Here is a 22,633-nt window from a genome sequence, read left to right as displayed (position 1 = left end):
GACGTTAATCAGTAACCTGTCGGCATCTGTCTATTCGGCACCAGCAACCGCCACTCAGCACTCCGTTGCGCTATTTTGATTGGTTCACCTCAGGTAATCAAAATGCATAAAAATCCCCCAACCTAGGTTGAGGGATTTATCGTTAATCAATTAAATATCCTAATTGAGGGAGTTAACTGCCAGCGGATCCTTTGTTGGCTTGCTCAACTTGAGTTGGTCTAGTGTACTAAGACCTTTATGGCTGATCCCACCACTGTACACTTTGCTCCCATCCGGGTTGGTCATAGAAGTTTCACCAACATTCCAAGTGGTAAAGAAGTCACGTAAGTCGTAACCGGACACGTATGAGCTGCATACCATCATAAGATCACCGTTAGATAAGCCCGTTGCCTGTGAACTACAGTAGTTTATACCGCCATTATCACCTTGCACGTCGCCGCGAGCCTTACGATGCATCAACTTGAACATATTCCAACCTTCATCTGCACCATAGATGGATGGTTTATCCTCCGAATCTGAGTACCAGTCATCAATTTTAAAGTGTGCTTTGGCCCAAAGTTTAAGTTGACCGAACATCACCAAACGCATCCCCGCATCACCATGGGACCAGGCATGACCGGCATTGCCATCAAGCCACAATGGCGCTTTTTGGATATCAGCCGCTATACGATCCATTCGAGGATTGTCATTACGGCCCTCAAGCTCCTGCATATACAACGCCAACAGGTTATTGGTAACTTCTGTACTGCCGGGAGCATTAAAAGGAGCAGAAGCTAGGTTGTGCCCCACTTCATGCCACAGCAACCAATCATTTATGGCATTGGTTGGAACACTAGTGGCATCGGCGTTAAAGCCAGAGTTCATCACAGGGTAACCCGAGTGCGCAGCACCAATGGAGATCTGCACATCGTTAACAAAGCGATGACGGAACTCTTTCAGATCTGTGTAGGTAAAGCGGCGATGCCGGCCTTCATCAGTTCTTTCATCACGACCATAGAAATCGCTTGCTGCCTCAGCAAAACGGTTCATATCCGCAGCGAATTTATCGACATTCATCAACTGCACATTCTGTACCGGCGTAGTGTAAATAAATGACCCGGTATCAATTTCAGCAATAGGTGCCGTTGCGGACTCCAGGCTGTGTATCCATTGCCCCTCCTTCCACCATGCAGCGGTTTCTACTCCTTCCAGGTTAAAGGTAACTTCGCCTAGCCCCTGCTCTTTGGGCTGAATATAAATCAAACCACCATAAGGCGTTTTAAAGGACTTACGTACACCATTATAGTCGTAGCTGGTTTGCATCCGTGGTGGACGCTTTAAACCCAACTCATGGTTTGGCCTACCCGTTAGATCATCTGCCATCATGACAGTAATGGTCGCTTCCACTCCCCCGGTAATGGTCACCTCTTGCAGTTGAGGAGCCCAGTAACCTGTGGATTGATTATTACTTGCAGAGTAGGTGACAGCTTTACCATCCGTTTGAATGTGAGCTGTGCCGTTAGACACCACCCCGGGGGTGCGTCCCGGATATTGAGTGGTATCGACAACAATGTCATGATCCCAGAATGAACGTCCCAACATGATTCGGGTTAATGGTTTTTCCATATAGTTCAATGGATAACTGGGATTCATTTGACCTTCGAGGTCACCAGCACCATAGATCATGCCGTTACTGACCAGGGAGGCTTTCAAATCCAGCGGACATTTGGCTTCCTGGGTATCAGCTTGATGCTTATCGTCCGTGTAACAGTTCAGGAACTGCACCGCTTGTTTAAAGCCCAGTTCATCTTGAATTTCTGTCTCATAACGGTAAGGGTTGTCATTCCACATCCAAATCGCCAGATTATCGTAAGTTTGATTCAGCTCGGTCGCTGATAAACGACTACCTTGTTTGCCTTTGGTGCGGTAGTAAAGCTCATGCTTGTATAATGCGGTAAAGTTCGCGCCCAGGTTTGCGGCTTTCACCATACTTTCGACAACATCTTTACTTACTTCATAACGGTCAAAATCCGGCCGGTGATAGGCACCACGAACTGTGTAACCATGCCCGGAACGAGTTTCAATACAGTTAAACTCATACTCGTAGGCATTGTTACACACAGGCGTGCCTTCAAAGGCAGCTTGAAGCTCTGCGATTGCCGCTTCACGTTCTTCAGCTGTATTGACAAAGATACGAGCATGTTTTTTCAACATTACAGGGTTGCCCTGCGGATCAAACTCTGGATTACCGTCGGCATTTAACTTAGGTACCTCGTAGGTCGGGATCTCAAATTTGATCTTGGTTTCATCTTTGAGCCACTCGACAGTGCCATCCTGATTGACAGTAAATGGCTGCTTACCCTCATGGTCTTGAAAGCGCTCCAAAACCACCATCTCGGAACCACCTTTTACATGCAGGTTTGGATAGGCTTCCTGACAATAATAAGAACTGCCACAAAATGCTTGATTTGTCGGGGTCACATTTTGGCCGCCGACAGAGATACCCGCCGCATCGGCCAATCGGCCAATCGGCTCTGGGTTTGCGGTTTGAATGGCATCCATAAACAAGATATTACCGCCGTCATTCACATACTTGATTAGTGCCGTAACATCACTTTGAGTCAGGTTCGGATTATCCAAATCTGCCACGAACTGATTTGTCATCCCATCTTGGATCAGTTTTGGTGGATATGCCTGCAAAATCAAAATCGGGGTGGCTTTGGCTGAAATATTGTTAAAGCTACCTTTACTCAGTTGAGTAAGCTCACCAAAACCGAAATCAGGACTAACAAAAAAGTCATATTGCATCCCTAAGCCACTATTGGCATGAGCAAAATATGCTTTATCTATGTTAGTACCAATAGCGATACCTTGTGTTGGGTTATTATTATTAAACCACTGGAACAAGTTAACAAAGAACTGCTTCATACTGCCATGGTCATCATGCTTTGGGTTTTCAACCTTAGTGGAAGTACAGCTCTTAGCCGAACTGTCGATCTTAACAGAACGGTTATTCCAATAATTGTCCGGGCATGAAAGAATGCTTGGGTACAATCCATTTCCCATCATCACAATCTTACCTTGGCCAATCTCACCTGCTGTAACAAATGGGAAGCCAAAGGTTGCGTTGTCTTTACTCACTGTTGGAATCGCGGGCATATCAATACCCGGCCAAGTCGCGATATAAGGGCGCCCCTCGCGGGTCCACGCTTGTGGTTCACCAAAATCAAGTTCACGGTTTATATCAGAGCGCGGCATCATCACAGGAAACGCGCGATTGGAAAGATTCAATGCCCGCATGCCACGAGTATAACCGGTTGCACCGTAAAAACTGCCGTTATCATTAAATACATGGAATGTATTTACATCGCGAAAAATGGCGTTTAATGATTCAGTTACGTATTTACTATTATCTAACGAAAAAACCTGTGGTTGAGATTGCGAATAACTGAATGCCATCGGCTGACGTAATTCTTGATCTATCCAGGCAGTCAAACCTTTACTGAACTGTTCATCGAACTCATTGGGCAAATTAAAGTCAGAACCCTCAAGCTTTCCGCCATTTGGCAGTGAAAGGTTGATAAGCTCATTAATTACGTTTGGATACATAGCAAACGTATCCCTGATCTCTGTGGTAATTTCAAACTTACCATTCAAGTTTACAGCATAACGCTCAATGAGTGCCTGGATATTGGCTTTCGTGACATCATTATCCGTTACATCGGTTAGCTTATAGTCAACTTTATTACCAACAACCTTACCAAATTCAAAAGTGTCAATACCAAAGGTTAAGGTATCACCCCAAAGGTATTCAAACTCACCATTATCATCCGTTAAACCTATAGAGTTTGCGGAGAAATAACTTACACCAACAAGAGGTTGACCATTTATATCCGTCAGCTTACTGCGGGTAAGAACTTTGCCTTCTGCAGTTGGTTTATAAGCGTAGCTCGACTCAGCATTAGCAGATACAAACTTTGCATTCAGATCGCTATCAGCATCTGCGTCAACCGCTGGTGTCACTTTGTTATCAACGTGAGAGCTTGGCGCCTTACCGACTTGGTCCGTGGCCGCCTCCTCTTTCGAGGCAAAGTAGGCATCAATGACTTCATCACTTAGACCTTGACTAAACACTTCTTCGATATCAAATGAATCAATCTCTGTTAAACAGATTGCATCTTCATTCTCGCAAGCATCGATTGATTGTAAGACTTCAGTGACCCGCTTACCGTGCAGGCGAGTCAGTTCAAAAGAGGTTTCTATCTTGCCATTTTGGATCTGATCACGAGTCTCATTCGGAAATGGAGCGGTAAATTCACCAAGAACAACATTGCCCACACGACAGTCAAAGGAAATCCCTTGAAGGACTGCGAATCTACCATCAATAACTCGCTGCCCATTACAGTCCACTTCACCTTTAATGAGTTGTCCTGATGATTGGAGCTGACCTATATAAGTTATTGGTGGAATGATCTCTGTAGGTGGAACCACATCTGTCGGAGGAATAACCTCCGTAGGTGGCACCTCACCCAATGAATCATCATTATTGCATCCTGCCAGCATCGCAGATAAAACCATTATAGAAATAATACTTTTCTTCATTTAGTTTCTCTAGAGATTATTGACAAAGTACTCGTGTTAAATACTCGCTCGCCTTGCATTAAAATAAGGCTTACTGAAACAACAAGTTTCATTTACCTCTTGGCAAGAAAACCTTGTTATTGAACAGTAACAAATATTGACGACCTATTTAAAACCCATAAAAAACAGTTAAACCAACTTTATCGAAACATATTCCAAGCCAACCGATCTCAAGACGCAAAACGTTTGAGAACAGTCGCCTTGTGGTATAGTGATAAATTATATTGACTCATCAGTTAACCCGAGCTCTAACTGGCTCTGCGAACAGAAATTTTGACCCAAAAACTATCGCAAAAAACCAGGCGCGCGTAATTTAATAAAACTATTTGGCCATGTCGATAACTTCTTTACCGCACATCCGATTTTTGACTAGACTTCAGTTGTAGAATCGTACTTATTGTCACAATCGTACATGCATTTGTTAAAGACGCAACATCGGAAAAGTGGTTTACAACAAATATAATACCCCACGTTTATCCCCTCCAATTACCTCTTACCTTGTGGCGAATAAAGGGTTCTCTTTACGCACCTGTGTTATCCAATACTTGCCACCTTCATCAAAGAGCAACCACTACCGACTGAGTGAGGTTTAGAAACAAAAAAGTCCGCAACGATGCGTAATGCCGTTCACTTAGTGTGAACGGCATTTTCTCTATACAAAAAATCCGATGACATAAGGTCTTCCGATTTTGATCCTTTCAATTAGATCGTCAAGCGTTCTGTCTTAACTAATCGCCATTAGACGTAAGGCATACACCTTTTGCTATCAACTATTTAGCTTTATCAACTGCCAAGCTATTGAATGACACTAAGCGCTACTCCCAATCCAGAGCCTCAACCACTCTGAGCAGGTTGTTTACCTTGTACTCCTTCCCGTAGCGGTCGAAGGTAATTGAGCCATGGGGATGCCCCAATAACCCGGCGACCAAATCAGAGCTAAACTCCTTGCGCTTCAACTGGGTTGCCACCGCATGGCGTATACCGTGCAAGGTCTCTCGCTCTCCCCAGTCCAGTTTCCTTTTGAAGTTGTGGAACCACTTAGAAACAGCATGGGAGTAACCCCGAGCCTCCTGTTTAGGCAACTCAGGGAACAGGCGCTGATGACCTAGGCTTCGCTGTCTCTCAACAAAATGCAGGAAGCCCAGAGCTATCAGCTTAGGGTGAATGGGGATGGCCCGCTCGCTGCTTGAGGTCTTAATTGATTGGTCTGGGTGACTGGCTCGGATAAGGATGCACGGATGACCATCAATTACCGTGAAATCATCCAGATACAACTGAGCCAACTCCCCGACTCTGGCCCCAGTGTACGCCGCAAGCCGAGGCACCCAGTACCTGTAGGCATACCTTTTGGCGTTGCCTATGGGCAGTGCTTGGAATAACTGCTTGATTTGGAATGGAGTCAGCGCCTCCCGCTCTTTAGACACCTTCACCTTTGCCGACACACGAATGCTCATTCCTGCCATGGGATTGGGTGTCCCATAGTGAGCTGAGGCCCACTGCAACAAGGCAGTGACCCGAGTCAGGTACTTGTTGATTGTCGCTACAGACAGGTCAGTCTTGGCACTGTAGTGCTGCTTATACCTCTGAGCCAGGTCCTTGGTGAACTGGTCAATCCTAAGGTCGCCCAGCAAGGCAATCATGTCTCTGAATGTCTTGCGGTTGACGCTCTCAGTATGTTTCGACCATGCACCACCCAAGACCTTTTCCCGGCTGTATTCATCCGCTATCTGACTCAACTTAGGTAACTGGGGGGATACGGGGGGAATCTCAGGAGGGACTGGGGCCGATACCACAGCACGACCTTGAGAAGACTCCAAGCTGGCTGCTGGGGATTGTGTCGCCGATGCTTTGCCTTTAGCCAAGGCATGCAGAGCCTTAAGCACATCCCAAGACCTCAGGACAGCCTCGCGCTTGTCTTTAGTGGCAAGTGTCTTGCGGAGTTCACGTTTCCCTATGGCATCTCTACGGTCTTCAGGAACGACTACACGGGCATACCAGACACCATGTCGGGATCGATACAAATAAGGAGCTGGATTAGAGGCTTTAGCTAGACTCAAAGTGGACCACCTTGTGGACCCCTTAGGTACTTTCAGAGCTAACCATTTGAAAAGGTTTGGAATTGGAGGTTCCCCCAGAGCCACACCCCGGCACATGAGTCACTTGCTACGGTTGCTCCCTTCCGGGCCTGGCCGGGTTCACAAGTTATCATTGCGGGGGGACCCTGGGGTCACCACAGATTTGCAGCCTTGCTGCAACGCCGTGGATTATCCATCATGCCCTCGTCTGGATCAAGGGAAATAACCTCCGTTTGGCCGCGATTGCTTTTAAGTGAACATAAGATAAACAAAAGCTTGTGTTTCTCTTATGGTCAAAGTACCAATAGATGTTTATTCTGTTCGACCAGTTTAGGCCCAATCCCCTTTACCTGAGCCAACTCATCAATGGATTTGAATTTTCCTTGGCTGCTGCGATATTCCACAATCGCTTTGGCCTTGGCCTCTCCTATCCCTTTCAGTAGCTGCAACTCAGATTCCGAGGCAGTATTAATATTGATTTGGTGAACCTGTGCTTGTCCGGCTGGTGACGTTTGTGAAGTTTTGTCTTTAGTGGGCTCTCCGGCGTACAGGGGGAAACTCAGACTGGTTGCAAGTAATAAAGCATAGAATGGTGTTTTCATTGAAGACTCCTTGTCATGGTCATTGAGGCCGAGATCCCTTTCCTTGGCCTAAAAGAAATGTAGACCAGCGCACGGATATTGCCAAATTATTGCAACTAGACATTAGTACAACAGCCTAATGTGACACAGATCACCGTTTCAAACTTTCATTCTCTTTCAGTAATATAAAGGCAACGCCTCTTAGCTAACCGTTTGAAACAAAAAAACGCCCAAAGGCGACAAATTTAAGTGATCCAGCTCTCCAATTTACCAATTTCGTGATAGATTCCTCATACAAATGTATTAGGCAAGGTGGTTAAGTTACCCAATAAAGCCCTTTGCCAAATGTGAGCTATACCCTAAATTGCTTGCCATAAAAACAAGACGAGGAAGTTAACAATGTCTTTAGAACAAACGGAAAGCTTACCCCCTTCGCAGACAGAGAAGAGCACCCAACAACGTAACATGTTGATTTTGGCCGCAGATATCTTGCTGCTTTTTCTATTGCACAATTTTTTACCTTTTGAACCCGGGGTAAATACCGGTCTGTCTATCTTGGTATTTGCCGCTGTGCTCTGGCTTACTGAAGCCATTCATCTGAGTATCACGGCGATACTCATTCCGGTTCTGGCGGTATTTTTCGGTGTGTTTGAAACCAAAGCTGCCATGAGCAACTTTGCTAATCCAATTATCTATTTGTTTTTTGGTGGTTTTGTATTGGCTGCAGCCCTGCACCATCAAAAAATCGATACCCTTATCGCCCAAAAGGTGTTACTGGCTTCCAAGGGTAAACTCAGTATCGCCTGTATGATGCTGTTCGGGGTAACCGCGTTGCTGTCTATGTGGATCAGCAACACAGCCACCGCAGCCATGATGTTGCCTCTGGCGTTGGGAATTTTGCAGCAACTGGATAGAGAGAGCCAGCACAACACCTATGTCTTTATGTTGCTGGGTATCGCTTATTCGGCCAACATTGGTGGCATAGGTACTCTGGTGGGCAGTCCGCCAAACGCCATCGCCGCCGCCCAAGCCGGCTTGAGCTTCAGCGACTGGCTGGAGTTTGGCCTCTTGACCGTGGCTTTGATGTTGCCAACCATGCTGATCGCCCTCTATCTGTATTTCAAACCGGACTTATCGGTGGAATGTAAACTGGATATCGAAGATCAGAAACTGAGTTTTCAGGGAAAACTGACTCTGCTTATTTTCCTGGCCACAGTTTGCTGCTGGATCTTCAGTAAGCCCTTATCAGAGGCGCTCGGTGGTATCAGCCAGTTTGATACCATAGTCGCGCTTTCTGCAGTGGTTTTGCTGGCAGGACTTGGCTTGGTTGGTTGGAAGAAGATAGAAAAAACCACCGACTGGGGTGTACTGATACTGTTTGGCGGCGGTCTAACCCTGAGCGCCGTACTGAAAACCACGGGTACCAGCGTCTTTCTGGCACACTGGATGACAGACATCTTCGGCAGTACCCATATGTCGCTGTTCGTGTTCGCGGTCATTTTCTTTGTGGTGATGCTGACCGAGTTTGCCAGTAACACCGCCAGTGCCGCTCTGCTGGTACCTGTGTTTGCTGCCATAGCCGAAGCATTGGGGCTATCGCCCGTAATGCTGTCAGTGCTCATAGGTATTTCGGCATCCTGCGCCTTTATGCTGCCGGTGGCCACGCCCCCCAACGCCATAGTCTATGGCTCAGGCTACATAAAGCAATCTGAAATGATGCGAGTCGGTGTTATCATCAACTTCATCAGTATGTTGGTGCTCTATATCATAGCCCACACCTTCTGGGGCATTTGATTCTCTAAAGCCCGAAAAACAAGGCGAGCCATGCTCGCCTTGTCTCTTTTAACTGATCACTGTCAGTGCCTGCTCCAGATCAGCTATCAGGTCATCCACATCCTCAAGCCCGGCCGAAATTCGCAGCAGACTGTCACCTATACCGGCTTTAATACGCGCCTCCTGGGTATAGGGTGAATGGGTCATGGACGCCGGATGCTGAATAAGTGACTCACAATCCCCCAGACTCACAGCAATTTTGAACAGTCTCAGTCGATTGACAAAGGCCATGGACTGCTCCAAATCGGCCTTAAGCTCAAACGCCAACACCCCACCGGCCCTACGCATCTGCGAGCCGATAAACTGATGGCCCGGATGGGAAACCAACCCGGGATAATGTACTTTGGCCACGGCTTGATGGGATTCGAGATACTGCGCCAAGCGCTCGGCATTATCGCAATGACGTTCGAGTCGCACCGAGAGGGTTTTCAGGCCTCGCAAAATCAACCAGGCATCGAAAGGCGATAGCACGGCACCAATATCTTTTAGCTGTTGTTGCTTGATGGCCGTTATCGCCGCTTGCGAACCACAGATGATACCGGCAATAACATCGCCATGGCCATTGAGATACTTGGTGGCGCTGTGAACCACAAGATCAATCCCCAACTGCAGAGGCTGCTGCAACAGCGGGGTCATAAAGGTGTTGTCCACTATGCTGGTCAGTTGATGGCGCTTGGCAATAGCGGCTATGGCACAGAGATCATATACGGCCAGATGCGGGTTCACCGGGGTTTCACAGAAAATCACCCGAGTGTTGGGACGAATAGCCGCCTCGACCGCCGCGAGATCGGAAAAGTCCACCAGAGAAACCTCAATACCGAAGCGGGCAAACTGCTCTGTCATCAAAGAAAAAGTACAGCCATAGACGGCCGAGGAAGCCAGCAGATGATCGCCACAGCTCAAGTATCCCAGCAAGGCCGCCGATACCGCCCCCATGCCGGACGCGGCAGCAGCTGCTGCTTCAGCGCCTTCAAGCAACGCCAAACGCCGCTCAAGCTCGGCAACCGTTGGGTTACCCAAGCGGGTGTAGATATAGCCCTCTTCTTCACCGGCAAAGCGGCGACCACCGCTTTGGGCGGTATCAAAACAGAAGGTGGCACTCTGATATAAAGGCGATACCAGTGCCCCGGAAGGCTCGCCAGAGTGGCCGCCATGAATAGCCAGTGTGGCTGAGTGCAGTGCTTTTGGCTGCTTGTGTTGCATGCTTAACTCCCCATGTCAGTCCGACCATCCCTTATATTGTTATTCGGCTTATCGCCCGGGATGATTCAGTTGTCCTGTCACCAACATACTGAGTCAGCAAGACTTGCCCAAATCGGCAAGCAAAAATCATTACTCCTTGGTTGTAAAATCTTTGTTACGTTCGGGTTTCCTCACCAGCACAGAAGCGGAAAAATCCTTTAGCTCCAACAGCAGTTCTTTATGGATCCGCGACAGTTTGGGCTTGCTGGCACTGGAAAATGCCAGCGGCCGACAAAGCGCCATCGCCTGATAGCCAAGTCTCGCCGTCAACAAACCGCCCCCCAGTCCCTGACCGAGCCGCGCCGAAAGCTTGCCGGACATCTCTACCGACAGCAATTGGGTGCCCAAGTCGGTGGCAAGCTCTGTGGTGCCGGCATAGAGAATATTGACCAGGATCGCGCGGATCAGCCGAATACGGCTCCAATAACCCAGTTCAACCCCATAACAGCGGGCAATATCCTGGATCATCTTCTGATTACGCCAGAGGATCAGCGCCATATCCAGTACCGCCAGCGGGCTGGCCGCCAGCAATAGGGCCGATTCGGCCGCATAACGGCGCACCAGCTTCATGCCAACCTTGTCACGCTCGGTCAGCACTACCTGATCAAACAGCTGCAACTGCTCGGCGTCATTCTGCTCCGGATTCAGCAGCGACTGCAGCCTGTCCTGCTCCGGCCCCTTGGGCATCTGCTTGCAAATACCATAGATAAAATCGCGCGCTTCGCCCATCTGCATACTGCCGAGCAGGCGTTGCCCGGTTTGCTGGGTATCTTCCACCTGGCGCAGGCGTTTGAGTTTGCGCCATTCCCCGAAACAAAGCTTGCCTACCCAGGCCAGCACCAAAGCGAGCACCAGGCTGTAAAAACCAAACAGCCAAGGGCTGTCGCGCCAGGCATCGATAAGACCCAGCAGTGTCTGCAGCACCACTGCCGCCATCACGCCCAACAGGGCCAAACGCGCCAACCAGGACCAGCGTTTGGGCTTGAGGGAGATGAGTTCATCCGCCTTGGGCTGTGCACTCAGCACTTGCTCCAGTTCGGCTTCTGTGGGGTATTCAACAAAGTCATCGCCTTGGAAATCCTTGGCCGCGGCCAATTCGACGGCGGATTCCGGCTGATGACTGAAAATTCTCTGTGGCGCCAACTCTGTGGTTTGCGCCTCATCAGCGTGACTGCCGTTGTCGGCAGCATTATCAACATGCTTTTCTGAACTGTGTTTTGCCACGACTTACCTCAACTTGTCGCCCAAAAGAAACTCCAGCAGGTGATCGAGCCGGATATGTTCATAGCCTTGTTCCGGTTGACTGTCGGGCGGCGCAAACTCACAGAAATGAAATCCCTGCCTTTGCCAGAACGCTTTTTCAGGCAAGGCTCTGGGCACCTCGCCCGGATACAGGGTCACCTTCTGTCCATCGCTCATGCGCCGGCCACAGACCACTTCCACCTCCACGCCATCGGCATCTTTGACCATACCGTGACGAGTCGCCTTGATGGCGCTGATGGCCATGGTTTCAACCCGACTGCCGGCAAATCCGGCCTGTTGCCGACTGGGTGCCAACATAGCGCTGAGCAGTGACAACACATTGCCCTGCTGATCCCGGGTCACCTGATCGACTTTACTGGCAGCAAACAGCAGGGTATCTATTCGGGGAGCAAACAAACGTCGCAGCAAATTGGACTGCCCATACTGGAAGCTGGCACTGATGGCATTGAGAGCTTCGGCCATATCTTCAAACTGGGCCTTGCCACGATTAAGGGCGCTGAAGCAATCCACCAGAATTAACTGACGGTCGAAACCGGCAAAATACTCCTGATAGAAGGGCTTGACCACCTTGGCCAGATATTGCTGATATCTGTGCTTGAGCACCTGATAATTACTGCGACGTCCGGCCGATGCCAGTTGCTGCTTGTCTTTGAGTTGCTCGGGTAACAGGGGAAAAAAGGCCAAAAGTGGCGTACCGGCCAGCTCTCCGGGCAGCAACATTCGCCCCGGCTGTGCCTGATAAAACCCCTGTTGATGCACCAGATCCAGCAGTAGTAACCGATAACTTTCGGCAATGGCGGCCAGCGCCTGATCGTCGGCATCGGCGTACAAATCCAGCGTCGCCAGCGCCGCAGCAAATTTAGGGTAAAGAGGCGAGGATTCCAGGGTTGATTGCCGGGCAAAGCGGGTTTCAGACCAGCGGTTAAAATCCTGGCTCAACATGGGCAAATCCAGCAACCACTCCCCGGGATAATCGACTATGTCCAGACGCAGCTTGGCGCTGTCGGCCAATTTTGCCAACATCCCTTTGGTAGGCACATATTTGAGCGTCAGCCGCAGCTCACTGATGCTGCGGGTCGATGCCGGCCAACTGGGCCTGGCCGCGGTCAAACTGGCAATCGCCGCATCAAAATCAAAACTGGCTATGGTCAAATCCGGCTGCAGCTCCCGCCTTACCCCGAGTAACCGTCCGTCGCGGCACACCTGAAATAGGGGTAAGCCCCTGCCATCAGGCTCGGTGCCTGCGCGCAACAGTCTATCCACCAGCGCGGTAATGAAGGCCGTCTTGCCGGCGCCGGAAAGGCCGGTAACCGCCAACCTAAGATGCCTGTCTGTGGTGCGCTGTGCCAACTCACGAGTTTTGTGTTTGAGTTTGCCGAACTCTTGCCTGACGCTTGCCATAATTCTCCTGATACAAACAAACGGGGCGGTAAGCACCGCCCCTTGAACAAGGATTTATAGGTTGTTGAACTGTCTTTTCAACTCGAATTGCTCAGAGGTGACATGTTGTTCGAGTGCCCTGAGCCTATGCTCCAGCGATTGAAAGCGATTGCTTACATCTCTGAGCGCTTGCCCGGCGGGCTCCCCGGCTTGCCAGACCTTTTTCTTGACCCCAATGTCCTTATGGGTGTCTTTGGCTGTCCAAGGTTTGACATCCAGTATCATCCACAGCACCAGATAGGTGATAATCACCATTCCATAGCCACCGAGTAAAAGGATTGAAACCGTAGCGACCCGAACCAACCAAGGTTCCAGATTAAAGTACTCGGCTACCCCGGCACAGACCCCGGCTATCTTCCTTTGCTGGGGAATGCGGTAAAGAGTACGCTTGCCTGATTCAGTCATGACGTTGCCTCCATTCCGGGGACTCGGCATCCAGGATGGCTTCCAGTGTTTCAATCCTTTGGCCCATCTTGTCAGCTGTGTCTATCAAGTCGTTAAGCTGTTTGAACTCTGCCTCGGTAAGCCCCTGGCTCACCTGACGTTTACTGCGGTAATGCAGAATCAACCAGATTGGCGCCACAAAGATCATGAAGATAATCAGGGGTGCCAGCAGTAAGTCCATATCCATAAATCACCTCTGAGTCTGTATTATTTTTTGGTTTTGGCGCTATCGCCTTTCACCTTGGCCTTCAAGGCTTCCAGCTCGGCGCTGACAGAATCTTCGGCCTTGAGTGCCGCAAATTCCTCTTCCAGACTGGACTTCTTGCCACCCAGATCATAGGACTCAACTTCAGCCTCCAGACCTTCGATGCGACGCTCATACTGTTCAAACTTGAGCATGGCATTGTCGATTTTGCTGGAATCCAGCTGCTTTTTCACTTCCAGGCGTGAAGAAGCAGTTTGCTTGCGCATTATGATGGTCTTCTGGCGAGCCTTGGCATCGGCCAGCTTTTCCTGCAGTTGACCCACTTCCTCTTTCAGGCGGGCGATATGCTCTTCAACCACCTCGAGCTCTTGCTCCAGGGTTTGCGCCAGCGCTGCGGCTTTTTGCTTTTCAACCAGCGCGGCCTTGGCCAGATCTTCCCTGTCCTTGGTCAGTGCCAGCTCGGCCTTTTCCTGCCAATCCTGCACCTGAAGTTGCACTTTGCCAATACGGCGGAGTAACTCTTTCTTCTCTGCCAATACTTTAGCCGAAGTAGAACGTACTTCAACCAGGGTATCTTCCATTTCCTGAATGATCAGGCGCACCATTTTTTCCGGATCTTCTGCCTTGTCCAGCAAGGCACTGATGTTGGCATTAATGATGTCGGCAAAACGTGTGAAAATTCCCATAATCCTGTCCTCTACATTTATTGTGGGTCTCGACTCTTGTAATACAGATCCCGTGCCAACTTTTAATTTATCAATAATATCAATTGCATAATATAAAACTTAACTTTTACTTTATTTATTTAACCTACCCGCATATTATGATTTTCACCAATTATTAGCGTTTAAGACTAACTGTTATCGTGGCCAATCCCTATCAACAAGACAATCTTATCGGTCAATCCAATGCCCTGTTGGAGGTGTTGGAGCACGTTTCCCAAATCGCACCTCTGTCCAAACCTGTGCTTATCATAGGCGAGCGGGGGACGGGTAAAGAGCTGATCGCCGAACGTCTACACTATCTTTCCCAGCGCTGGGATCAGAGTTTTATCAAACTCAATTGTTCCTCTCTGAGTGAAAATCTACTGGAAAGTGAACTGTTTGGCCATGAGTCCGGCGCATTTACCGGCGCCAAGGGGCGTCATGAAGGCCGCTTCGAGCGCGCCGACGGCGGCACCCTGTTTCTCGATGAACTGGCCAATACGTCCGGCCTCATTCAGGAGAAGCTGCTGCGGGTCATTGAATATGGCGAATATGAAAGGGTGGGCGGCAGCAAGACTCTCAATGCCGATGTCCGCCTAATCTGCGCCGCCAATGAAGACTTACCCAGTCTGGCGGAAGCCGGCGAGTTTCGAGCCGATCTGCTCGACCGTTTGGCGTTCGATGTGATCACCCTGCCGCCGCTGCGCTGCCGCCGGGAAGATATTCTGCCATTGGCCGAATACTTTGCCGTGGGGATGGCGCGTCAGCTCAAGCTGGAGCTGTTTACCGGTTTTGCCGCCGCAGCCGTGGCGACCATGATGGATCACAGCTGGCCGGGTAATATTCGGGAGCTGAAAAATGCCATAGAGCGCAGCGTCTATCGCCATGGTCATAACCCCGAACCGATTGAGAACATAGTGCTCGACCCTTTTGCCTCGCCCTACCGGCCCACCAAGCGGGTCAAGACCCATAGTCGCCAGCTGGTGACCGCTGAAGTTGGCAATGAAGTCCTTAACGGCAGTGCCGCCGCAGCGACAAACGATAGCTCGGAACCTTCGGCAAACCAGATACAGTTCCCGGTGGACTTCAAACAGTGCTGTGAAGACTTCGAGACCGACCTGATTCAACGTGCGCTCAGTGCCAGCCAGTTCAATCAAAAGAAAACCGCCGAACTACTGGGACTTAGCTACCATCAGCTCAGAGGCATACTGAAAAAATACAATTTGCTCGATAAGGCATAAGCCGATTGCCCAGGTAACGGCTGCACTGCTAAAATGTTCGGTCAACATCTGAATAACTAACGATTTTGCAATGAATCTGCTGACGTTACGCCCCGGGCGAAGCTCTGAAGCAATAGCGCAAGTCTCCAGGAGCAAGCTCTACGGAGATCTTGTGGCAGGGCGATTATTCCGCTCATGCCGGCGCCTGAAGCTGACCGGGAGCATATTGACCGGCCTGGCTCTGACAATGCTGCTTGGCGGCTGTGGTCAACAGAAAGTGCCCTCCGGCCTGGTATACTGCTCCGAGGGCAATCCCGAGTCCTTCAACCCACAGCTGGTGACCTCAGGAACCACTATCGATGCCACCTCGCACCAGATTTACAGTCGCTTGGTTGATTATGATCCCGAGAACGGCGATATCACCCCGGCACTGGCAACCGAGTGGCAAATAAGCGAAGATGGGCTCAGTTATGAGTTTGAGTTGCGCCAGGGTACCCGGTTTCACGAGCAGCCCTACTTTCACCCCAGTCGGCCTTTTAACGCCGATGATGTACTATTCAGTTTCAATCGCATCATAGACAAACAGCACCCTTTCCACGACGTGGCCCAAGGCGGTTACCCCTTTTTCCAAAGTATAGGCTTTGCCGGGCTGATAAAATCCATCAGCAAACTGAGCGAATACAGAGTCAGATTTGAACTCACCCAGCCCGACGCCTCATTCCTGTCCAACCTGGCCACCGACTTTGCGGTGATCCTTTCCAAAGAATATGCCGATCAGCTTCTCGCCCAAGGCAGCCCGCAGCAATTGGATAACCAGCCGGTTGGGACAGGCCCCTTTATGCTGGTGCAGTATGTTAAGAATGAATATATCCGTTATCGACGCCACCCAGGTTACTGGGGCAATATGCCGCAGTCTGAAATGTTGGTGTTCGATATCACGCCGCGAAGTACCACCCGCCTGGCCAAGCTGATCACCGGCGATTGCAGCGTCTCGGCCTTGCCCAAGGCCGGTGAGTTGCCGGTGATTGAGCAGCACGACAACCTGGTTTTGGAGAGTCGCCCCGGAATGAACGTGGCCTATTGGGCCTTCAATACCCAAAAGCCGCCATTCAACGATGTCAGGGTCAGACGGGCGCTGGCTTACGCCATCGACAAGCAAAACCTGCTAAGGGCCGTTTATCAGGACACCGCCGTCGAGGCAACCGGTATACTGCCGCCCTCTTCCTGGGCTTATTCCGACTCGGCCAAGAGTTATGACTATGCCCCGGACAAAGCCAGGGCGCTGCTGGACGCAGCCGGCATAGAGAAACTGGAACTGGATATCTGGGCTATGCCTGTGGCACGAATTTACAACCCCAATGCGCTGAAGACCGCCGAGCTGATCCAGGCCGATTTGGCGACCATAGGTGTCAAGGTCAATATCGTCAACTACGATTGGAGTGTCTTTACCCAAAAACTGGCACGCAGTGACTATGACTCGGTACTCATCGGCTGGAACGCCGACAACAGCGATCCGGATAACTTCTTCACCCCCTTGCTCAGTTGTGGCTCCATCGCTTCCAACAACAACCGTTCCCGCTGGTGTAACCCCAGATTTGACGCCCTGCTCAACCAGGCCAGACGCGTGACAGACAGAGAAAGTCGCAGTTTGTTGTACCGCCAGGCCGAGGCGATTCTGGCACAAGATATGCCGCTGGTCAGCCTGGCACATGCCAAACGTATGGCGCTAAAAAATGCCAGTGTAACCGAAACCAGCCTAACGCCTTTTGGCGGCATCGCCTTTGCCAACATAGGCCACAGCAATAAAGCGGCAGCAGATGCCCCAATGCCGCCCGCCAAGGATCAAGAATGATGGCTGCTTACCTATTGCGCAGACTCAACCTCTTTGTCGCCACCTCTCTGTTGCTGATTGGTGTACTCTTCTATGCCACCAGTTTGTTTCCGGTTGACCGCATTTACGCCCTGACCGGGATCCAGGCACCGAGTGATACCCAGGAGGCGCAAATCATCGCCGATTATCATCTCGATGGCGGCTCTTTGGCCCAGTTTATGGGGTATTTAACCCAGAGACTCAGTGGCGATCTCGGTATTTCGGTGACCTCTCAAAGGCCGGTAGCAGAAGAGCTGTTGGCGGTACTGCCGGCCTCTTTCGAGCTGGCAACTGTATCCGGTTTATTTGCCATCATCTTCGGGGTACCGCTCGGAGTGCTGGCCTCGCTGAGTAAACAGAAACTGACCCAAAATGCCATCATGGCGGTAACACTGACAGGTTACTCGATTCCGGTATTTTGGCTCGGGCTATCCCTATCACTTTGGTTCGGGGTCAGGCTGGGTTGGCTGCCAATTTCAGGGCAGATAAACCTGCTCTATGAAATAAAGCCTGTGACTGGCTTTATGCTGATAGATACCCTGCTGTCCGACTCGCAATATCGCTTATCCGCCTTTAAGGATGCCGCCTTGCACATAATCCTGCCGGCGCTGACCTTGTCTGTGTTGCCCTTTACCGTGGTGGTACGTATTACCCGCTCGGCGATGATGAATGTGATGAACCAGACCTATATCCGCGCCGCCGAAGCAAGAGGCCTGCCAACCAGTAAAATCGTATTGCGCCACGCCCTGCCCAACGCCTTGATCCCCCTGCTCAAGCACTTGGGACTTATGCTGGGGCCATTTGCCAGTTATGCCATAGTGGTGGAAGTGATCTTCAGTTGGCCCGGGGTAGGCTCCTGGCTGGTATCTGGTATCTATCAGCGGGATTACACTGTGATCCAGGGCGGCACACTGGCGGTGGCGCTGCTGATTATCTTTCTGAGCATTTTGATTGAAGTGCTGCACACGGCCACCAATCCGCTCAGCAGGAAGGAACTCTATGCCTCAAATTAAGATTTATCAGGAAGACGATATTCCATCCCCCAGCCTCAAGCTCTGGCGTACCTTTGCCGCCAATCCTTTTGCGCTTGCCGGGCTTTGGGGCGTGCTCTGTCTGCTGATCCTGACTATGTTCGGGCCCATGATGGCCCCCTACCCGGCCGATTTTCAAGATCCCAATGCCCTGTTACTACCGCCATCCTGGGACGATCTCGGCACGGTTGAGCACTTTCTCGGTACAGATGATCTCGGCCGGGATATCTTTTCCCGCCTGCTACACGGCACCAGCTATACCTTCGGCATGGCACTGGCAATTGTCGCCACCGCGCTCCTGGTCGGATTTATCATAGGTTCATTCTCGGGGATGATGCGCGGCCTCAAGTCCAGTATCCTAGGGCACCTACTTGATGCCTTGCTGTCGATTCCATCACTCTTGATGGCTATTCTGGTGGTCGCGGTAATGGGCCCCGGGCTGATGAACGTATTCTGGGCCGTGGGGATTGCACTCACCCCTCAGTTTGTGCGCGCCATACATCAGGCCGTGCATGAAGAGTTACAAAAAGAGTATGTCACCGCCGCCAAGTTGGATGGCGCAAACGGTCTACAGATATTCTGGTTTGTGATTATGCCCAATGTCTGGGAGACTGTGATTATTCAAACAACGCTGGCAATTTCAGCGGCCATTTTGGATATCGCCGCGCTGGGATTTCTCAACCTCGGCGCCCAGGCACCCAAATCCGAATGGGGCGCCATGGTATTCCAGGGACTGGATAATCTGCTGACCGCCCCCTGGACTGTGACCATTCCGGGAGCCGCTATCCTGTTGAGTGTGTTGGCCGTCAACCTGGTTGGCGATGGACTGAGATCGGCGCTTGCGCCCATCAGAAACTGATTATGCCGTTACTCGATATACGAAATCTCACCATAGAACTGGACACGCCTCAGGGACGAGTCAAGGCGCTGGAAAAAGTCAGCCTGACGGTCAATGCCGGTGAAATCCATGGTCTGGTCGGTGAATCCGGCTCGGGCCGTTCTCTTATGGCACGGGCCATTCTCGGGATCCCCGGCCCCAACTGGACTGTCACCGCCGATCGCATGATGTGGGATGGCCGCAACCTGATGGAGATGACCCAGTCGGAGCGGCGCAGCCTTATGGGCTCTGATATGTCGATGATATTTCAGGACCCCTCCGGCAGCTTTGACCCGGCACTCACTGTGGGCAGCCAATTGATTGAAGCCATGCCGTTAAATAGGCAGATACCTTTCTTTCGCCGCGGTAAAGAGCGGCGCCTCACTGCCCAAAAATGGCTGCACAAGGTGGGAGTCAAGGAACCGCGGCGGGTGCTGGGCAGCTATGCCTGGGAGCTCTCCGAAGGTGAATGCCAGAAAGTGATGATCGCCATGGCGCTGGCCAACCGTCCCAAGCTGTTGATTGCCGATGAACCCACGGCTTCGATGGAACCCAGTACCCAGGCGCAGATATTCCGCCTGTTGACCCAGCTCAATCAGTTGCAGAACGTCGCCATCTTGCTGATCAGCCACGAGTTGGACACACTGTCGAACTGGTGTAACCGGCTAACAGTGCTCTACAGCGGCCAGGTGATGGAATCCGGACCTACCGCAGAGCTACTTGAACAGCCTTATCATCCCTATACCAAGGCGATGTTGGACAATATGCCGGACTACTCCGGTCCTGCAGCCCACAAAACACTGATGCCGACTCTGCCGGGCTCGGTACCGGCGCTGCAACATCTGCCGATAGGTTGCCGTCTGGGGCCTCGCTGTCCGGAAGCCCGTAAACAATGTGTGGTGCAACCGCAGCTGAGCCATCATAAAGACAGATACTACGCCTGCCATTTCCCCTACCAGAGTGAGCCTATTGATGACGACTCCCTTGCTTAAAGTCACGGACCTGAGCAAACGCTATTTCAGCGGTTACAAGGGCTTTCGCCGCCAATATACTGAGGCCTTGGCGCCCATTTCTTTCGAACTCAACAGTGGCGAAACCCTGGCTATTGCCGGTGAAGCCGGCTCAGGCAAGAGTACTTTGGCCCGCATTTTGGTCGGCGCCGAGTATCGCAGCGGCGGAGAAATTCTGTTCAATGGCGAGCCGCTCGACAGCCATGATCTGAAACACCGCTGCAGACTTATCCGGATGATATTCCAGGATCCCAACACCTCACTCAACCCAAGGCTAACCATAGGGGAACTGCTCAATGAGCCGCTGAGGTTCAATACCCGGCTGTCGGCCCATGCCCGTAGCGAGCAGGTGGTTGAGACTTTACGTAAAGTGGGCTTGCTGCCGGAACATGTGGAGTTTTACCCCCACATGATTTCCGAAGGCCAGAAGCAGCGGGTGGCGGTGGCTAGAGCCTTGATGCTCAACCCAAGGATCATTATCGCCGATGAAGCTCTGACAGCCCTGGATCTCTCGGTGCGGGCCCAGATCCTCAACCTGCTGCTCAAGCTGCAAAAAGAGATGGGGCTTTCCTATATATTTGTGTCCCACAATCTCAATGTTATTCGTCATGTCAGCGACAAGATCATGGTGCTACACAAGGGCGTGATGGTGGAAAAGGCCGCCACCGAGACCCTGTTCAATGATCCGCAACACGAATACACCCAAAGATTGTTGCAGGAGCAGGCACAATTGACCCGCAAGCGTTGAGAATAAGTCGAACTGCTCCAACCACTACCCTGTTGGCAGGCTTTTTGAAAAAATCAGTACCAATTCAAGTTGAAATACTTATCCTAATGACAGTTTTCGGAAGAAGAAGCTAAGACATGATTATTAAACCTAAAATTCGTGGTTTCATTTGTACCACTACTCATCCTCTGGGCTGTGAAGCCAACGTGCTGGAACAGATCAACACCACCAAGGCCAAAGGCAAGATAGCCAATGGCCCCAAGAAAGTACTGGTGGTAGGTTCTTCCAGTGGTTATGGTCTCTCCTCCCGTATTGCCGCCGCCTTTGGTTCCGACGCTGCCACTATCGGGGTCTTTTTTGAGAAACCCGGCACTGAGACCAAACCCGGCACAGCCGGTTGGTACAACTCGGCGGCGTTTGACAAGTTTGCCAAGGCTGAAGGCCTGTATTCCAAAAGCATCAACTGTGATGCCTTCAGCCATGAAGCCAAAGCCAAGGTAATTGAGCTGATCAAGGCCGATCTGGGCCAGATAGACATGATAGTTTATTCACTGGCCTCACCCGTGCGTAAACTGCCTGACAGCGGAGAAGTGATCCGCTCGGCCCTCAAGCCTATCGGCGAGTCATATCGCTCTACCGCGGTAGATACCAACAAAGACACCATCATTGAAGCCTCGGTTGAGCCGGCCACAGAGCAGGAAATTAACGACACTGTTACTGTGATGGGGGGGCAGGATTGGGAACTGTGGGTAGATGCCCTCGACAAGGCCGGTGTGCTGGCTGATGGCTGCAAAACAGTTGCTTACAGCTATATAGGTACAGAGCTGACCTGGCCTATCTACTGGCACGGCGCTCTGGGTAAAGCCAAGATGGATCTCGACCGCGCCGCCAGTGAGCTAAACCAAAGACTGGCCGCCAAGGGTGGCAGCGCCAATGTCGCTGTGCTCAAGAGTGTGATCACTCAGGCCAGTTCGGCTATTCCGGTAATGCCACTGTATATCGCCATGGTCTTCAAGAAGATGCGCGAAGAAGGCCTGCATGAAGGCTGTATGGAACAGATTTACCGTATGTTCAGCGAGCGCCTATACAAGGCCGATGGCAGCAAGCCAGAAGTAGACGATGCCAACCGCCTGCGCCTGGACGATTGGGAACTGAGAGAAGATATCCAGCAGCATTGCCGTGATCTCTGGCCACAAATCACCACAGAAAACCTCAGTGAGCTGACCGATTACCGTGAGTACAAGGCCGAATTCCTCAAGCTGTTTGGCTTTGGTATCGAAGGCATAGACTATGATGCCGACGTTAATCCAGCCGTTGAGTTTGACGTGATTGAACTCTAAATTGAAACAATAACGCTGACCGAAAAACGCCGCTATCAAGCGGCGTTTTCTTTTACCACCACAAGTAAAGGGTAAATTATAAGCTTTCAGGCGATGAATCGACTGTGGGCATTTTACCTATGGTTGCAGAATCAGCGCTTGGAGCCCAAAT

Annotated in this window: 17 protein-coding genes, 1 other RNA gene and 1 pseudogene; 8 read left to right on the top strand and 11 right to left on the bottom strand. The window is 50.9% G+C overall.

The features are described 5' to 3' along the window. Nucleotides 1-159: 159 nt before the first annotated feature. The 5 genes and pseudogenes from ACMHXH_RS19290 to ACMHXH_RS19270 form a co-directional block, all read right to left on the bottom strand. Nucleotides 160-4,581, bottom strand: coding sequence for an SslE/AcfD family lipoprotein zinc metalloprotease (locus tag ACMHXH_RS19290; RefSeq protein WP_413738482.1), 4,422 nt, complete (start codon nt 4,579-4,581; stop codon nt 160-162). Nucleotides 4,582-5,435: 854 nt separating this feature from the next. Further along, nucleotides 5,436-6,356, bottom strand: a complete 921-nt coding sequence (locus ACMHXH_RS19285) for a site-specific integrase (RefSeq protein WP_413738503.1) — start codon at nt 6,354-6,356, stop codon at nt 5,436-5,438. A 138-nt stretch (nt 6,357-6,494) separates the two neighbouring features. Then, nucleotides 6,495-6,761, bottom strand: a pseudogene (locus tag ACMHXH_RS19280) (DUF6538 domain-containing protein); the annotation flags it as partial. Further along, an RNA gene (gene ffs, locus ACMHXH_RS19275) (signal recognition particle sRNA small type) lies at nt 6,749-6,845 on the bottom strand. The gene ffs and the pseudogene ACMHXH_RS19280, both read right to left, overlap by 13 nt. 143 nt (nt 6,846-6,988) lie before the next feature. Beyond that, a complete protein-coding gene (locus ACMHXH_RS19270; RefSeq protein WP_039033902.1) occupies nt 6,989-7,297 on the bottom strand; it encodes a ComEA family DNA-binding protein in 309 nt (102 codons plus the stop codon). A gap of 378 nt (nt 7,298-7,675) precedes the next feature. Here ACMHXH_RS19270 and ACMHXH_RS19265 point away from each other — a divergent pair, with 378 nt between their 5' ends. Further along, nucleotides 7,676-9,070 carry a DASS family sodium-coupled anion symporter gene (locus ACMHXH_RS19265; RefSeq protein ID WP_039033901.1) on the top strand — a complete coding sequence of 465 codons (1,395 nt, stop codon included), beginning with the start codon at nt 7,676-7,678 and terminating at the stop codon, nt 9,068-9,070. Between the two features lie 48 nt (nt 9,071-9,118). Here the strand turns inward: ACMHXH_RS19265 and ACMHXH_RS19260 are convergent, their stop codons facing one another. The 6 genes from ACMHXH_RS19260 to pspA all read right to left on the bottom strand — a co-directional run bounded on the left by ACMHXH_RS19260 (nt 9,119) and on the right by pspA (nt 14,389). Then, nucleotides 9,119-10,312, bottom strand: coding sequence for a trans-sulfuration enzyme family protein (locus tag ACMHXH_RS19260; protein ID WP_039033900.1), 1,194 nt, complete (start codon nt 10,310-10,312; stop codon nt 9,119-9,121). 129 nt (nt 10,313-10,441) lie between these two features. Next, the gene (locus ACMHXH_RS19255) at nt 10,442-11,575 is read right to left on the bottom strand and encodes a TIGR01620 family protein (protein WP_335912070.1); all 1,134 of its coding nucleotides are present in this window, start codon (nt 11,573-11,575) and stop codon (nt 10,442-10,444) included. 3 nt (nt 11,576-11,578) lie between these two features. After that, nucleotides 11,579-13,015 (bottom strand): YcjX family protein, encoded by a 1,437-nt coding sequence (locus ACMHXH_RS19250; protein WP_215774217.1) that lies wholly within the window; start codon nt 13,013-13,015, stop codon nt 11,579-11,581. 54 nt (nt 13,016-13,069) lie between these two features. Then, nucleotides 13,070-13,459 carry an envelope stress response membrane protein PspC gene (gene pspC / locus ACMHXH_RS19245; RefSeq protein ID WP_039033898.1) on the bottom strand — a complete coding sequence of 130 codons (390 nt, stop codon included), beginning with the start codon at nt 13,457-13,459 and terminating at the stop codon, nt 13,070-13,072. Then, nucleotides 13,452-13,685 (bottom strand): envelope stress response membrane protein PspB, encoded by a 234-nt coding sequence (gene pspB / locus ACMHXH_RS19240; protein WP_025011223.1) that lies wholly within the window; start codon nt 13,683-13,685, stop codon nt 13,452-13,454. Before pspB ends, pspC begins: the two co-directional genes overlap by 8 nt. A gap of 20 nt (nt 13,686-13,705) precedes the next feature. Further along, nucleotides 13,706-14,389 (bottom strand): phage shock protein PspA, encoded by a 684-nt coding sequence (gene pspA / locus ACMHXH_RS19235; RefSeq protein ID WP_039033897.1) that lies wholly within the window; start codon nt 14,387-14,389, stop codon nt 13,706-13,708. Between the two features lie 179 nt (nt 14,390-14,568). Here pspA and pspF point away from each other — a divergent pair, with 179 nt between their 5' ends. The 7 genes from pspF (at nt 14,569) to fabV (ending at nt 22,482) form a co-directional block, all read left to right on the top strand. Further along, nucleotides 14,569-15,648: a phage shock protein operon transcriptional activator gene (gene pspF, locus ACMHXH_RS19230; RefSeq protein WP_039033896.1), complete on the top strand. Its 1,080-nt coding sequence runs from the start codon at nt 14,569-14,571 to the stop codon at nt 15,646-15,648. 226 nt (nt 15,649-15,874) lie between these two features. After that, entirely contained in the window at nt 15,875-17,479 is a 1,605-nt protein-coding gene (locus ACMHXH_RS19225; protein WP_226683883.1) for an ABC transporter substrate-binding protein, read from the top strand. Further along, on the top strand, nt 17,479-18,510 hold the full coding sequence (locus tag ACMHXH_RS19220) for an ABC transporter permease (protein ID WP_039033913.1): 1,032 nt from the start codon (nt 17,479-17,481) through the stop codon (nt 18,508-18,510). The genes ACMHXH_RS19225 and ACMHXH_RS19220 overlap by 1 nt, the downstream gene beginning before the upstream one ends. Beyond that, nucleotides 18,497-19,387: an ABC transporter permease subunit gene (locus ACMHXH_RS19215; protein ID WP_039033894.1), complete on the top strand. Its 891-nt coding sequence runs from the start codon at nt 18,497-18,499 to the stop codon at nt 19,385-19,387. Before ACMHXH_RS19220 ends, ACMHXH_RS19215 begins: the two co-directional genes overlap by 14 nt. Nucleotides 19,388-19,389: 2 nt before the next feature. After that, entirely contained in the window at nt 19,390-20,397 is a 1,008-nt protein-coding gene (locus ACMHXH_RS19210; RefSeq protein ID WP_039033893.1) for an oligopeptide/dipeptide ABC transporter ATP-binding protein, read from the top strand. Next, nucleotides 20,378-21,163, top strand: coding sequence for an ATP-binding cassette domain-containing protein (locus ACMHXH_RS19205; RefSeq protein WP_039033892.1), 786 nt, complete (start codon nt 20,378-20,380; stop codon nt 21,161-21,163). The genes ACMHXH_RS19210 and ACMHXH_RS19205 overlap by 20 nt, the downstream gene beginning before the upstream one ends. 116 nt (nt 21,164-21,279) lie before the next feature. Further along, entirely contained in the window at nt 21,280-22,482 is a 1,203-nt protein-coding gene (gene fabV / locus ACMHXH_RS19200; RefSeq protein WP_039033891.1) for an enoyl-ACP reductase FabV, read from the top strand. Nucleotides 22,483-22,633 lie beyond the last annotated feature (151 nt).

Source organism: Shewanella sp. BJSY2023SW001, assembly GCF_047314685.1.
Taxonomy (GTDB): domain Bacteria; phylum Pseudomonadota; class Gammaproteobacteria; order Enterobacterales; family Shewanellaceae; genus Shewanella; species Shewanella indica.
Note: the sequence above shows the minus strand (reverse complement) of the source record. Positions and strands in the feature narration are given on the sequence as shown.